This is a genomic window from Ureibacillus sp. FSL K6-3587, assembly GCF_038593165.1.
GTDB lineage: Bacteria > Bacillota > Bacilli > Bacillales_A > Planococcaceae > Ureibacillus > Ureibacillus suwonensis.
Window position 1 is genome coordinate 1243666 of sequence record NZ_CP151969.1, and the last position, 14490, is coordinate 1258155.

Below are 14490 nucleotides of genomic sequence, written 5' to 3' on the forward strand. Positions count from 1 at the left end.
GCAGTTGACAGAATTACATAGGCTACAAAAAGGAGTGTGACTTTATGGATTGGTTGCAGCAGCTCATTAACGGTATTTCCGTGGGAAGTATATACGCCTTGATTGCGTTGGGATATACGATGGTTTATGGGATTATTAAATTAATCAACTTTGCTCATGGAGACGTTTTCATGCTTGGGGCATTTATCGGCTTTTTCGCCATCACCCGATGGGAAATGGGGTTTATTCCCGCATTAATTACGGCAATGATTGCCTGTGCGATCATCGGGGTTATCATCGAACGGGTTGCTTATAAGCGTTTAAGAAATGCGACTCGGATCGCAGCGTTAACCACAGCCATCGGGGTGTCATTTTTAATCGAATATACCATGATTTTCTTTAGAGGTGCGACACCTGAAGCGTATCCGAAAGAAGTGCTGCCGGACAAAACTATTGAAATTTTGGGTGCGAAGTTAGATTCTAAAGTAATTTTCATTTTGATCGTAACCATTATTCTTATGATTCTTTTGCAATTCATCGTACACAAAACGAAAATCGGAAAAGCGATGCGTGCAGTTTCTCACGATGCGGATGCTGCCAGATTGATGGGGATTAACGTTGATAATACCATCTCTGCAACGTTTGCGATTGGTTCTGCCTTGGCAGGGGCAGCGGGAGTCATCTTTGGTTCCTATTACACAAGAATCGATCCGTTAATGGGTGTTCTTCCAGGGTTGAAAGCTTTCATCGCAGCGGTATTAGGCGGAATTGGAAGCATTCCAGGCGCGATGGTCGGAGGATTCATTTTGGGAATCGTCGAAACGATTGTAAGCTCTATTGGTTTCTCGCTATGGCGCGATGCAGCAGCTTTCGTTATTTTGATATTGATTTTGATTTTAAAACCAGCAGGATTATTTGGTAAAAACATCCGTGAGAAAGTGTAGGTGACTGGGGTAATGAAAAAATCAAAAGCCTTTTGGATTTATTTAGCATTTGCGCTGGTAATCTATGCAATTGTACAAGTAATGCTTACTAATGGAATGCTAGATTTGTATTATCAAAACATGTTAATTACAATTTGCATCAACGTTATGCTGGCAGTAAGTTTGCATATTGTTATTGGGATTACAGGGCAATTTTCCATTGGACATGCCGGATTTATGGCGGTAGGTGCGTATATTAGCGCCATTTGTACGATGAAATTGGGCTTGCCGTTTATTGTTGGGATCATCTTGGCAGGTGTTGTGGCGGCTGTTGCCGGCGTACTTGTTGGTGTGCCTTCATTGCGTTTGAAGGGTGATTACCTGGCCATCTGTACATTAGGTTTTGCAGAGATTATCCGAATTGTTTTCTTAAATGTGGATTATGTAGGCGGGGCAGCTGGGATGGTTGTAAATCACGCAACTACTTGGACTTATGCCTTTGTTGGTGTTGTGATTACCATCATGGTTATTTCCAACTTTACAAAGTCACGGCATGGACGCAGCTGTTTGGCGATCCGTGAAGATGAAATCGCCGCCGATGCAATGGGGATTAATACAACTTATTATAAAGTGGTTGCTTTTGTTATCGGTTCACTTTTTGCGGGAGTTGCAGGCGCGCTTTATGCACATAACTTCTATATCATTCAACCGACAGCATTTAACTTCCTAAAATCCTTTGAAATTTTGATTTACGTTGTGTTGGGAGGTTTAGGAAGTCTTTCAGGTTCTGTCATTGCAGCGATCTTCTTAACAGCTGTTTCACAATATTTGCAGGCATTCCCGGAAACACGTATGATTATTTACTCCGTCGTGTTGATTCTTGTGATGTTGTACCGACCAGCAGGACTCATGGGAACGAAAGAGCTGAAAGATGTATTCAAAATGAAAAAAAGAGGAGGTTCTGAAGCATGAGCAATCCTCTTGTAAAGTTAGAGAACATCGGCATACAGTTTGGCGGATTAAAAGCGGTTCAAAATGTAAACATGTATATCAATAAAGGTGAACTTATCGGCCTTATTGGTCCGAATGGAGCCGGAAAAACAACAACATTCAACATGTTGACCGGCGTATATACGCCAACTGAAGGTGAAATTACCTTTGACGGCAAAAGCATTAAAGGGTTAAAACCGTATCAAGTAACCCATAAAGGGATCAGCCGGACTTTCCAAAATATCCGCTTGTTCAAAGATTTGACTGTATTGGATAACGTAAAAATTGCAAACCATCACCTTGCAAACCATTCCATCCTTTCTTCCATCCTCCGATTGCCAAGCCATTTTAAAGGCGAAGCGGAAATGGAGAAAGAGTCCATTGAGTTCTTAAAAATTTTCGGACTCGATGTTTATAAAGATGAATTGGCCAAAAACTTGCCTTATGGGATGCAACGTCGCCTTGAAATCGCCCGGGCGCTTGCTGCGGGGCCAAAGCTGCTTTTGTTGGACGAGCCCGCAGCAGGTATGAACCCGCAAGAAACACAAGATTTAATGGATTTGATTGCATTAATCCGAAAAGAATTTGATTTGACAATATTATTGATCGAACACGACATGAGTTTGGTCATGGGGATTTGTGAACGGATTTACGTGCTGGACCATGGCCAATTGATAGCGGAAGGAACACCGGAAGAAATACGTAACAATCCTAAAGTTATCGAAGCTTACCTTGGCGAGGAGGTTAAGAACTAATGTTACAAGTAAATAATATTGATGTATATTATGGGAATATCCATGCATTAAAAGATGTCTCCTTGGAAGTAAATGAAGGTGAGATTGTTACGTTAATCGGTGCGAACGGCGCAGGAAAAACAACCTTATTAAAAACATTGTCCGGTTTGTTGAAACCAAAACATGGCACAATCACATATAACAAGCAACAAATCGGGGGCAAACCGGCACAGGTGATTGTGAAAAACGGTATTATCCATGTACCGGAAGGCCGCAGAGTATTCGCCAATATGTCCGTTGAAGAGAATTTGGATTTGGGCGCATATCTTCGGAAAGATCGGGAAGGGATCAAAAAAGATTTGAACCATGTATTTGAAATGTTCCCAATCTTAAAAGAGCGTAGAAAACAATTGGCCGGTACTTTATCCGGTGGGGAACAACAGATGTTGGCGATTGGAAGAGCCATCATGTCTAAACCAAAGCTGTTGCTTTTGGATGAACCATCGATGGGGTTGGCTCCATTAATCGTTCAGCAAATCTTTGAAATCATTCAATCCATTAATAAAGAAGGAACAACGATTTTGCTTGTCGAACAGAACGCCCACATGGCACTATCAATTGCAGACCGGGCTTATGTTATTGAGACGGGAAGAATCGTATTGTCAGGAGAAGCGAAAGAACTTCAAGAAAGTGAGCAAGTAAAAGCTGCATATTTGGGTGGCATATAATGAAAAAGGCTTATCCGAAAAGAGAACGGATCTTTTCGGTAAGCCTTTTTCACTTTTTATGGCGATCTGATTCAGCGGAGCATGATTTTTACCATTCAATATGGTCAGGATATTTCATTTGAATAGGCAATTCATGGATTTCGTGTTTTGTAAGATTTGCAGTGGCCAATATTTCATCTTTTAATGCAATGTATTCATCATCCTCCACCATCAGCCGGATGGCAAAGGCGCCTAAATTCTCCTTTCTTTCTTCAAACGAAAGTTTCAAATACTCCAAGTTTAAAACATCTACATATTGGGTGGCATAACGGTAGTACTTTGGTGACTTATTGAACATGAGATGAATAAATACATTGAAATGTTCTTCCGGCAAATGCTCCCTTAAACAATCCGTAACAACAGACTGGAATTTCCGGATCGTTGTTATATGTGGATTCCATGGATTGCCGTCGATGAATTCATTATACAAATCGATGAAGTCATTTAAAGCAAGCGTGGTAAAAATTAATTCCGGCCATAAAATTTCAACGGAAAAATAGACATTTTTTTGTGGGGCAAGAATGTCTTTTTTCTTTTCGATTCCTTTATGTATTCCATTTGCAACAAATTCGATATTGCATTCGCCTTGCGTCGCTTTTCTCAAATGAAGGCAAACTTTTAAAATGCGTTGTCTGGCCCCTTGGTAATCGTAATATTTATTTTCATCCCCAATGACTTCATAGATGGAATTGATCAGCTCATCTAAATCCCAATAGTCGCCGCTGATTCGGCCCCCCGTCAATCGTTCAGTGCTTTGAATGGATAACATATTGATCCCACCTTTTTTATCTCTGAAAACCGGAACCTATTAAATATATTGTACAACCATTTGACTAGAAAAGACTATATATTTCTATGAATCAATGAAAAATAAAGTAAGAGAAAGTTTTGGGAAAAAGAGAAAAAACGGAAATAAAAAAGAAAAAATAAAAATTTTCGAGCAATAAGTAGTTTATTGCCGTTAAGGGTTGGGTAAAGATAAGAAACTGATTGAATTAGTTCATAGGGGGTATGTTTGAAAGAAAGGATAACAAGGCAAAAAATTTTATATTATTCAGAAATAAACCAGGAAGTTTCTGAATAAATAATTATTAAATACCTTTTAGTAGACAATGATGGGTCTGCAAGGAGAAGGTATAAAATTTTTTAAGGGGGAGTAGTAGAAATGTCAGTTTTAACTGCCGCATATGCATTTCCAAACACGGAAGGAGCAATTGTAAACTTTAAGGAGCGATACGACAACTATATCGGAGGAAAATGGACACCGCCAGTGAATGGTGAGTATTTTGACAACATTTCGCCGGTCACTGGGAAACCTTACACGAAAGTGGCTCGTTCCACAGCGGAAGATATTGAACTTGCCCTTGATGCAGCTCATAATGCGAAGGATGCTTGGGGAAGAACTTCCGTTGCGGAAAGAGCAAAAATTTTGAACAAAATCGCCGATCGCATGGAAGAAAATTTAGAATTGCTAGCAGTTGCTGAAAGCTGGGAAAATGGTAAGCCGGTCCGTGAAACATTAAATGCGGATATACCTCTGGCTATCGATCATTTCCGCTATTTTGCAGGAGTCATTCGGGCTCAAGAAGGCGGCATCAGCCAAATTGATGACAATACGATAGCATACCATTTTCATGAACCAATTGGTGTAGTTGGACAAATTATTCCATGGAACTTCCCAATTTTAATGGCAACATGGAAACTGGCACCAGCCCTTGCGGCAGGAAACTGCGTGGTTTTAAAACCGGCTGAGCAAACTCCAACTTCCATTTTGGTGTTGATGGAGCTTATTGAAGATTTATTGCCACCGGGTGTTGTCAATATTGTAAACGGTTTTGGTTTGGAAGCCGGAAAACCATTGGCATCCAATCCGCGCATTGGAAAAGTGGCTTTTACCGGTGAAACAACGACAGGCAGACTCATTATGCAATATGCATCACAAAATATTATTCCAGTAACATTGGAGCTGGGTGGAAAATCGCCAAATATCTTCTTTGAAGATGTTTTTGATGCGGATGATGAATTTTTGGATAAAGCGATTGAAGGCTTTGTATTGTTTGCCCTAAACCAAGGGGAAGTATGTACATGCCCTTCAAGAGCGTTAATCCAGGAATCCATTTACGATAAATTTATGGAACGGGCCCTTGAACGGGTGAAAGCCATTAAGCAAGGAAACCCGCTTGATCCGTCGACAATGATTGGGGCTCAGGCTTCAACGGAACAGATGGAGAAGATTTTATCTTACATTGATATTGGCAAGCAGGAAGGTGCGGAACTGCTTATTGGTGGTGAGCGCAACAAATTGGATGGCGAACTGGCGGATGGCTACTACATTAAGCCGACTGTTTTCAAAGGCCATAACAAAATGCGCATTTTCCAAGAAGAAATTTTCGGACCGGTTGTGGCAGTCACAACATTTAAAACGCCGGAAGAAGCGTTGGAAATCGCAAACGATACAATGTACGGTTTAGGCGCAGGCGTATGGACTCGCGACATCAATACCGCTTATCGAATGGGACGCGGCATCCAAGCGGGACGTGTATGGACAAACTGTTACCATCAATATCCTGCTCATGCAGCGTTCGGCGGATACAAAATGAGCGGAATCGGCCGTGAAACGCACAAAATGATGCTTTCACACTATCAACAAACGAAAAACTTGCTGGTGAGCTACGATCCAAATAAACTTGGCTTCTTCTAATTTCTATCCAGGGAGGGATGGCTTTGGTGGAACGCGTTGTTGCGACGGATGCAGCCCTTGCCCTCATTGAACAGTTAAAGAAAAAACATGGTCCAATTATTTTCCATCAATCAGGCGGATGTTGCGATGGCTCTTCTCCTATGTGTTATCCTGAAGGGGATTTAATCATCGGAGACAATGATATATTATTAGGGGAAATTGGTGGAGCCAAATTTTATATGCATAAAACCCAATTTGAATATTGGAAGCATACGCAACTGATCATTGATGTTGTAGAAGGCCGCGGTGGCATGTTCAGTTTGGAAGGTGTGGAAGGAAAACGCTTCTTGACCAGATCAAGGGCATTCACTTCCGATGAACTCGCGGAATTAAAAAAGGTAAGTTCATAAATAAAAGAGGCTGGGACAAAAGATAAAAAACACCATTTTCTCACGGGAGAAAAATGGTGTTTTTTTGATAATTGAAGAAAATTGATTTCCGTTCCGGGGACGCTTTCCGCGGGCCCGGCTCGAGCCCAATGTCATCAACTTAATGTTACATTTAATGGAAAATAATATTTAATTTAACTTTTATAAAATTAGGTAATAAGCCTCTTGTAATTTTAAAAAGGACACCAAAATCGTTTTAGAAGCCAATTTTTGGTTAATAAAACGAGGATGGTGGTTTTTTTGAAAACAAAAAGTACTTTTTTAGGGGCAATTGAGATTACTCGAAAGTTGCTGAATGATGTGATGTTTATGCTTGAATCTCGGACAAAAGAAACGTATTTTACACGAAAAGAAAAGAAGTTAAATTTTAAAAATACTATTCTATTTAGCTTAAACTTTGTTAAAAAGAGCCTCCAAATTGAACTTGACGACTTTTTCGACAAATTTAATTTATCAGAAATTAGTATTTCCAAACAAGGCTATTCAGCCGCACGAAAAAAGATTTCTCCTCTCGCTTTTGTAAAACTTACAAAAGCGATTGTGAATTGGTATTATGAAGAAAATTCCTTTAAAACTTATCGTGGATTTAGACTTTGCGCAATCGATGGAAGTGTGCTCCAAATTCCTGATACTGAGGAGCTTCGAAATTATTTTGGGTATGGAAAAAATCATAAGACAAGTTATGCAAGAGCTAGTGCCTCTTGTATTTACGATCTTGAGAATGGAATCATTATTACTTCTAGAATCAATCCATATAAGGTAGCTGAGCGAGATAGTGCAAAGGATATGATTGAAGAACTCGTACAAATTGGATTAAAAAATGATCTTTTTTTATTTGATCGAGGGTATCCATCGAGAGATTTTATTGCCTATTTAGATGCCCTTGGTATCAAATATGTGATGCGATGTCAAAAAAATACGATAAAGGAAATTGTCGAAGCGAAAGATGCTGATCAAAACATTCATATAATACATAGGAAACAAGTGATTACTGCTCGTGTAGTTAGATTCCCACTGGATTCTGGCACGGAAGAAATACTTGTCACAAATTTAACCGAGGAAGAGTTTGATATCTCTGAGTTTAAATCTCTTTATTTTAAACGCTGGGGAATTGAAACAGAATATAATGATGTGAAAAATAAAATCGAAATAGAAAATTTCACGGGTAGTTCGAAAATCGCAATTGAACAAGATTTCTATGCATCAATATATTTATCGAATATGGTCAGTTTATTGAGAAATGATGCCAATGAAACAATTAATGAGGAGAGTAAGAAAAAAAGACGAAAACATGATTATCAAGTAAACACAAATATCTTAATAGGAAAATTAAAGGATAGGATGGTTCACTTATTATTAGAAGATTGTCCAATCAAAAGAGAGAGAATGTTTACAAAAATCATGAAAGTGATTATAAGAAATAAGACACCTATTCGGTCTGGGAGAAGCTACCCACGAAGGAATGGTCTGTTCTCAACAAAGTATCCCCTAAACCAAAAAAGGTGTCTATAAACAAAACATAGGATAAATATAACCTATTTGTTTATTAAATGTAAATAAATTAGGGGCTTAAAAAAATAAAAATTTAAGCCCCGGGCATCCTATTGCCTTTTTTAGCCGATTTTAGAAAATTATCAACACTTTGTAGGTTGAATAGTATTTTTAAAAGTAGACAGCCAGATGGTTGCCTACTAACTGTAAATTATTGGTTGAATAAGTTTCTGACATTGGGCTCGAGCCTCCTCGGAGCTCAAACCTTCGCTCCTGCGGGGTCTCGAGACTCGGGCTGTTCCCGCAGGAGTCGCCCCGTCACTCCAATCATTTTTCTGTGATATCAATTTTTTACAAAAATTTTTTTTGCAGCTCGTTCACTTTATTAGTTATGTCCCAGCCTCTTTATTCATTTTGAAACTTGTCCTCCTGGAAAACGTATAACAACTAGGAGTGATTAGAAATGGATACACAATTTACCGAAGAACTTCAAAACAATTACAACCGGGTCGTCAATTATTTTGGAAATCAATTTAAAGTAAGCGCGGTTATTTCCCTTGCCAGCAAGTATACCCTTGAAAAAAGGGAATTCAGCGGAGTGGCGCTGCAAAAAATCGTCGACCAAATGGCGGAATACTCAAAAAAGGCTTTGTCCATCCAAAAAAATTCGCCGATTCCCTATTACATAGCCGCCCGGTTTTTGGGGCAAGATTTGGAAGCATGCTTTGAAAATTTATTGCAAAGGGATGGGGCGTTAAAAGAAGCCGGGTTTCATAACTCCCCTTTCCGGTTGGCGGGTGCGATGATGCTGGATGAAGATATTCATCTTCACGCAAAACGGGCAAAAACGTTATATGATGAAATGCACAGGAAACAATTCATTTTAACGTCCAAAGAAGATGTACCTTATGCAGTTTTATTATCAAAAGTAAATGAACCCCCTCAATTACAAGTAGAAACAATGGTGCAATATTACAAAGCTTTAAGAAAACAAGGGTTTCTGTTGGGCAATTCCCTTCAATCCCTTGCGCAAATTTTAACAATGTACAGCGCCGATTATAACGAAACGCTTCTCCAGTATGTGGCAGAGCTGCGGCATTCATTGAATCATAGAGGCATCAAAGTAAAACCGATACACTATCCGTATTTGGGGATTTTAGCGTTAAATGCAACAGATAATGAAAAAATAGATGAAATAGCGGAATGGCAGAAAGCTTTATTGGAATTAAAAATATTCCGCATGGCAAAGGAATTGGCACTAATTGTCGCCATCCAAAAAATCATGAGAGAGCTGGTTGAGGTGCAAAATATGGTCGATATGAAAGAGCTTTTTATTGAAGATTTAATTGATGTTATGGAAATTACGCTGGATGTTGTGGATATTATTTTTTTGCCTGGAATTGATTTGTTGGATTTCTTCCGTTGATTCACTCAAAAATTGTTGGGAGTGATAAAATGGAAATAAATCATAATGGAGGTGTAGGAGATGAAAGAAACAAAATTATGGATTAACGGTCAATGGGAGGAAGCGAAAGAAAACTATGACTTAACGGCTCCTTATACTGGCGAAGTGATTGCCAAAGTGGCAAAGGCTTCTGTACAAGATGTGGAACGGGCCATCCAGGGAGCTCATGAGGCTTTCCAAACGTTTAAAAAAACATCTGCGTATGAAAGAGCGGAAATCTTATATAAAGTTGTGGACATCATGAAGAAAAGAAAACAAGAATTTGCAGAAATTCTTGCCAATGAAGCTGGAAAGCCGATTACCGCCGGACTTGCTGAATTGGACCGTACGATTGCCACTTATCAGTTTTCGGCAGAGGCGGCAAAAAATGTTTTTGGCGAAACCGTGCCGATGGATGCAGCTCCGGGTGGAAAAAATCGCCTCGGCTTTACAAAACGTATCCCTCTAGGAGTTGTTTCGGCCATTACGCCATTTAACTTTCCGTTCAATCTCGTTGCCCATAAATTGGGGCCAGCCTTTGCAGTCGGAAATACGGTTGTTTTAAAACCGGCCACTCAAACACCGTTAAGCGCATTGGCGATGGCGGAAATTTTTAAAGAAGCCGGTCTTCCTGATGGCGCATTGCAAATCGTGACCGGCTCAGGCGGAGAATTGAGCGATGTGCTAGTGACCCATCCTTTTGTGAAAAAAGTGACGTTCACTGGCAGTGGCGCGGTTGGAATGAAAATCAAAGAAAAAGTGGGCTTAAGAAAAGTGACATTAGAATTGGGTTCCAATGCGGCGGTTATCATCGAACCGAGCACGCCGATCGAAAAAATCGTCCCTCGCACGGTGAGCGGCGCATTCGGCTTTTCCGGACAAGTATGCATTTCGCTGCAACGAATTTATGTTCATGAATCCATTTACGATCAATTTACAGAGGCTTTTGTGAAAGAAACGAAAAAATTGAAACTGGGAGATCCGTTTGACCCGACGACGGATTTAAGCGCCATGATTCATCCGAAAGAAGTCGAGCGCATCAAAGCTTGGATAGAAGAAGCGAAAGCGCAAGGGGCGGAAGTGGCGACAGGTGCGGAATTCACTGAACGCACGATGACTCCAACCGTGATGGTGAACGTGAAACCGGATATGAAAATCATGTGCTTGGAAACCTTTGCGCCGATTGTTTCCATCGTCCCTTACAAAACATTGGATGAAGCGATTCAATATGTCAATGCCTCCGATTTAGGTTTAAATGCGGGAATATATACTAACGTTCTTACAGATGCTTTAAAAGCGGCGGATGAATTGGAAGCGGGGGCGGTTGTCATTAATGATATCCCGACATTCCGCATAGATAATATGCCATATGGCGGTGTGAAAAATAGCGGATATGGGCGGGAAGGTATTAAATATGCCATTGAAGAAATGACGGATTTGAAATTTATAACGATTAAAACAGACCTGTAAAAAAAGTTGCAATGCTCATCTGTATGAAATTAATATTATGTTTGCATAATAATCGCAATGTATTGGAATAATATACAATGAATTGGAGGACATAAAATGAGCAATGCATATCCAATGAGCCAGTCACGTACGGTTCAGAACCGACTCGTATTACCTCCTGATGCGAATCAATATGGTTCCATTTTCGGAGGAAAGATCTTGGCGTATATTGATGAAATAGCGGCACTTTCTTGCATGAAACATTGTAAGAAAGAAGTGGTAACCGCTTCATTTGATTCCGTCGATTTCGTTTCTCCCGCTTATGTGGGGGATATGTTGGAGTTGGAAGCCATCGTCACTTCCACAGGAAGGACATCCATGGAAGTGTATGTGCGTGTCTTGTCCCGCAACATCAAAACCGGAGAGGAAAAATTGACAACAGAATCTTTTGTAACGATGGTGGCCATTGATGAAGAAGGGAAACCGACGCCGGTTCCGGAAGTTTATCCGGAGACGGTGGAAGAAGAGAGATTACACAAAGCCGGATTAGAAAGACAAAAGTTGAGGAAGGAAAAAAGAAAAAAATTAAAAGAGGTTGCCCTCTTAAAATAAATATTGAAGCTGTCCGGAAATATTTTTCCAGACAGCTTCGGTTTTTATAAGCAGGTTGAAGTTCTTTTATCCATTAATTCGAAAAATCGTGAACCGCTTTAATTAAAGTATCCGAAGATTTGGCTATAAGAGAAGTGCTTTCCACCAGGTTTGCAATATTATTGGAAATTTGTTCAATATCTTTGGAAGTGGAAGCATACTGATTGCGGATTCCCGACACTTTCTTGGCAATTTGTTCAAAGGATTCCGCCAAATGCTCCTGAGTTTCCACACTTAGTTTCACTTGTTCATCCACGTTATTTACACTGGATGTCATTTCAGAAATATTCGCTTCCATTTCTTTTATTAATGTAGAAACGCTTTGCACGGCTTTCTTCGTTTCTTCCGCAAGCTTTCGCACTTCTTCCGCTACAACGGCAAACCCTTTCCCGTGTTCGCCTGCACGGGCGGCTTCAATGGAAGCGTTTAAAGCGAGCAAGTTTGTCTGATCGGCAATGCCAGTCACCAAATTGACAATTTCAGAAATCTTTTGGGAAGACGAACGTAAATGAATCATGGAATCTTCCAATAAATTGACACTGTTTAAAATCATATTCATCAAGTCTGTTTGTTTCGCCAATTGGGATTTACCCTGATTTGATTTTTCTTCTGTATCCGCAACATAATCCAAACCTTGCGATGTGGATGAAGCAATATTTTGAGATTGCTCTGAAATGATTTGGATGGATGTCGTCGTTTCTTGATTCATCATATTCAGTTCTTGGGCGATTTGTTGAATGGATGCGATCAGAGATTGTTTTATTTTGTCATTTTCTTTGCGGACCCGTTCTTGTTCTTTTTCATAGGCTTCAATTACGAGCTGCTGTTCCAAATTGATAATCTTTGAGAAGGCATTGGTTGCGCGCAATGCTTCTTCATTCGAAAGATTCAATTCTTGGATGAACTGTGCAAAAGAAGAATTCAGAGATTGGAATGATGAAAGATACCATTTTGACATCAGTCCAATCTTGATATGCGCAAGAGCAATCCTAGTCCGGTTTTCGATATATTTTTTATCAATCTGCCCTTCGAAAATATCATTTATATGTTTGGTGAGCGTTTTTTTTAATCGGTCCATTGTTGAATATCGATTGATAAGATCAACGAGTTGGCGATTAATCGAAATGTTATCGTAAAAAGTATTCACCATTTTTGGAATATAGTTTTTAATGAGAGGTTTTAACTGGCGCAGGATAGCCAAATCATTTTTGGTCAATTGAATTGTTTCAATTTGCTTAGCTATGCCGGGATACTCGGAAACCTCGATTAATACATCGTGAACATATGTTTCAAGATCAAAAAACCGTTCCTCCATTGACTTGCCGTCTTTACTGAATGGCACAAACTTCATATGTATCCCCCACTCTAATCATTTTTTATTAAAATCATTCTTGCAAACTCAATACCTGAATTTGTATTTTCCTTGGATACGTTGTAAAATACGATTAGTTTATGTATTTAAAAGTAAGCGCAAAGGATGTTTGTCAAGATGAACCAGCGAAGGCTTGCATATATCATAGTTTCAATGGTGACAGTGGCAGTATTTGCTGCCCTGATGTTGAATCATATGTTTGAAGAAGTACCAAAGAACCATAAAATATTGATTATCATCAGTGCTACCCTATTTTCGGGTCTTTTTGCCCGCTTTCTATTCCCTACAGAACATCCTGATTATGTAGATCCGAAAAATGTGGATGGACAAAAAAAGGATAAGTAAAGCCGCTCATATGGGCAGGCTTTTTTCTTTTTTCAAATAATAGCATACAACATTGAAATTTCTAAAGAACTTTTTGTCTATTAATTGAAAACAATGGAAAAAATAAGTGGTGAATTAAGCAATAAATTTAAAAAAATTTCAAGAAGTTGAAACTATTAAAAGAATCATCCGTATATGTATATAGCAAGTAATTAATAAATATGAACAAAAAGAAACGGGAGTTGACAAATATATGGAAGAAAAGTGGGCGAAAGTAATCATACATGCAAGTGCGTTTTTTGCTCCGGTTTTAGTGCCAATTTTATTTTTCTTAATCAGCAGTGATGAAAGTGTGAAGCGGCTTTCCGTCCAAGCGTTGTTATTCCAATTCGTCATGTGGGTATTGATTGGCATATCGACGGTGTTAAGTTTCGTATTGATTGGCATTCCATTCTTAATCATTTTCGGCATTATGACAATTGTTGTTCCAATTATCGGTATTATCAATGCCCTTCAGGAGAACGATTGGAACTATCCTTTTGTAGGCCGTTGGGTGTAATCGGCAGGACCTTTTCATGACCCTGCATCTTTAAGCAAAGATGAATATATTAGATAAAAATCGGCAAAACGTAAAGTAATACGTATTGTCGATTTTTTTAACCTCCATTTTGTCGAGGGTTTTTATTTGCACATGAGCGAAAAAGGAAATATAATAAAGTCAAAGAAAGTCAAAGTCAAAAAAGCGAGGTGAATTGTAAAAAAAATGAAAAATATTTCCGACTTGATTGAAGGGTATTTAAAAAGGGTTATCGAATTAGATGGTAAAGGACATATTGAAATCAAACGCAGCGAATTGGCCGATAAATTCCAGTGTGTTCCCTCGCAAATTAATTATGTAATCAATACACGATTCACGGTGGAAAAAGGCTACCTTGTTGAAAGTAAACGGGGTGGCGGTGGATATATCCGGATTTTCCGTGTGAAACCGAGCTCAAAAGTTGAGTTGATAGATCATTTAATAAAGCAAATCGAAAAAGGCGCCACCCAAAATATGGCGGAAGATATCATTTATCGCTTGCTGGAAGAAGAAATGATCAATGAAAGAGAAGCAACATTGATGCTCGCAGCCGTCAATCGGGATACATTAAAGCTGCAACTACCAACTCGCGATGAATTGAGGTCGGCGATTTTAAAAGCGATGTTATTAACTTTAAAATATGAAAAATGAAGAGGTGGT

At 39.3% G+C, this 14490-nt stretch carries 15 protein-coding genes; 13 read left to right on the plus strand and 2 right to left on the minus strand.

The genetic code is table 11. From position 1 onward, the window contains the following. Nucleotides 1-44: 44 nt before the first annotated feature. From NSS77_RS06025 to NSS77_RS06040, 4 genes are read left to right on the plus strand one after another with little or no spacing between them, the layout of a single operon-like run. The gene (locus tag NSS77_RS06025) at nucleotides 45-923 is read left to right on the plus strand and encodes a branched-chain amino acid ABC transporter permease (RefSeq protein ID WP_342470815.1); all 879 of its coding nucleotides are present in this window, start codon (nucleotides 45-47) and stop codon (nucleotides 921-923) included. 12 nt (nucleotides 924-935) lie between these two features. Then, entirely contained in the window at nucleotides 936-1874 is a 939-nt protein-coding gene (locus tag NSS77_RS06030; RefSeq protein WP_342470816.1) for a branched-chain amino acid ABC transporter permease, read from the plus strand. Beyond that, on the plus strand, nucleotides 1871-2647 hold the full coding sequence (locus NSS77_RS06035; RefSeq protein WP_342470817.1) for an ABC transporter ATP-binding protein: 777 nt from the start codon (nucleotides 1871-1873) through the stop codon (nucleotides 2645-2647). Before NSS77_RS06030 ends, NSS77_RS06035 begins: the two co-directional genes overlap by 4 nt. After that, nucleotides 2647-3354 (plus strand): ABC transporter ATP-binding protein, encoded by a 708-nt coding sequence (locus NSS77_RS06040; RefSeq protein WP_342470818.1) that lies wholly within the window; start codon nucleotides 2647-2649, stop codon nucleotides 3352-3354. The genes NSS77_RS06035 and NSS77_RS06040 overlap by 1 nt, the downstream gene beginning before the upstream one ends. Before the next feature lie 88 nt (nucleotides 3355-3442). Here the strand turns inward: NSS77_RS06040 and NSS77_RS06045 are convergent, their stop codons facing one another. Continuing rightward, on the minus strand, nucleotides 3443-4162 hold the full coding sequence (locus NSS77_RS06045; protein WP_342470819.1) for a hypothetical protein: 720 nt from the start codon (nucleotides 4160-4162) through the stop codon (nucleotides 3443-3445). A gap of 396 nt (nucleotides 4163-4558) precedes the next feature. On the opposite strand from NSS77_RS06045, the gene adh reads away from it, so the two are divergent. The 6 genes from adh (at nucleotide 4559) to NSS77_RS06075 (ending at nucleotide 11518) form a co-directional block, all read left to right on the plus strand. After that, on the plus strand, nucleotides 4559-6094 hold the full coding sequence (gene adh, locus NSS77_RS06050) for an aldehyde dehydrogenase (RefSeq protein ID WP_342470820.1): 1536 nt from the start codon (nucleotides 4559-4561) through the stop codon (nucleotides 6092-6094). 23 nt (nucleotides 6095-6117) lie between these two features. Continuing rightward, nucleotides 6118-6483, plus strand: a complete 366-nt coding sequence (locus tag NSS77_RS06055) for a DUF779 domain-containing protein (RefSeq protein ID WP_141602024.1) — start codon at nucleotides 6118-6120, stop codon at nucleotides 6481-6483. Nucleotides 6484-6753: 270 nt separating this feature from the next. Beyond that, the gene (locus NSS77_RS06060) at nucleotides 6754-8034 is read left to right on the plus strand and encodes an IS4 family transposase (protein WP_342471212.1); all 1281 of its coding nucleotides are present in this window, start codon (nucleotides 6754-6756) and stop codon (nucleotides 8032-8034) included. Between the two features lie 442 nt (nucleotides 8035-8476). Then, the gene (locus tag NSS77_RS06065) at nucleotides 8477-9439 is read left to right on the plus strand and encodes a DUF4003 family protein (protein WP_328215854.1); all 963 of its coding nucleotides are present in this window, start codon (nucleotides 8477-8479) and stop codon (nucleotides 9437-9439) included. A gap of 60 nt (nucleotides 9440-9499) precedes the next feature. Further along, nucleotides 9500-10927 (plus strand): aldehyde dehydrogenase family protein, encoded by a 1428-nt coding sequence (locus NSS77_RS06070; RefSeq protein WP_342470821.1) that lies wholly within the window; start codon nucleotides 9500-9502, stop codon nucleotides 10925-10927. A 96-nt stretch (nucleotides 10928-11023) separates the two neighbouring features. Further along, entirely contained in the window at nucleotides 11024-11518 is a 495-nt protein-coding gene (locus NSS77_RS06075; protein ID WP_342470822.1) for an acyl-CoA thioesterase, read from the plus strand. Between the two features lie 73 nt (nucleotides 11519-11591). Here the strand turns inward: NSS77_RS06075 and NSS77_RS06080 are convergent, their stop codons facing one another. Then, nucleotides 11592-12908, minus strand: a complete 1317-nt coding sequence (locus tag NSS77_RS06080; protein WP_342470823.1) for a globin-coupled sensor protein — start codon at nucleotides 12906-12908, stop codon at nucleotides 11592-11594. 138 nt (nucleotides 12909-13046) lie between these two features. Here NSS77_RS06080 and NSS77_RS06085 point away from each other — a divergent pair, with 138 nt between their 5' ends. The 3 genes from NSS77_RS06085 to NSS77_RS06095 all read left to right on the plus strand — a co-directional run bounded on the left by NSS77_RS06085 (nucleotide 13047) and on the right by NSS77_RS06095 (nucleotide 14481). Further along, a complete protein-coding gene (locus NSS77_RS06085) occupies nucleotides 13047-13274 on the plus strand; it encodes a hypothetical protein (RefSeq protein WP_342470824.1) in 228 nt (75 codons plus the stop codon). A 232-nt stretch (nucleotides 13275-13506) separates the two neighbouring features. Then, nucleotides 13507-13812, plus strand: a complete 306-nt coding sequence (locus NSS77_RS06090; protein ID WP_342470825.1) for a DUF4870 domain-containing protein — start codon at nucleotides 13507-13509, stop codon at nucleotides 13810-13812. 204 nt (nucleotides 13813-14016) lie between these two features. Beyond that, nucleotides 14017-14481, plus strand: coding sequence for a CtsR family transcriptional regulator (locus NSS77_RS06095; RefSeq protein WP_342470826.1), 465 nt, complete (start codon nucleotides 14017-14019; stop codon nucleotides 14479-14481). Nucleotides 14482-14490: the final 9 nt, after the last annotated feature.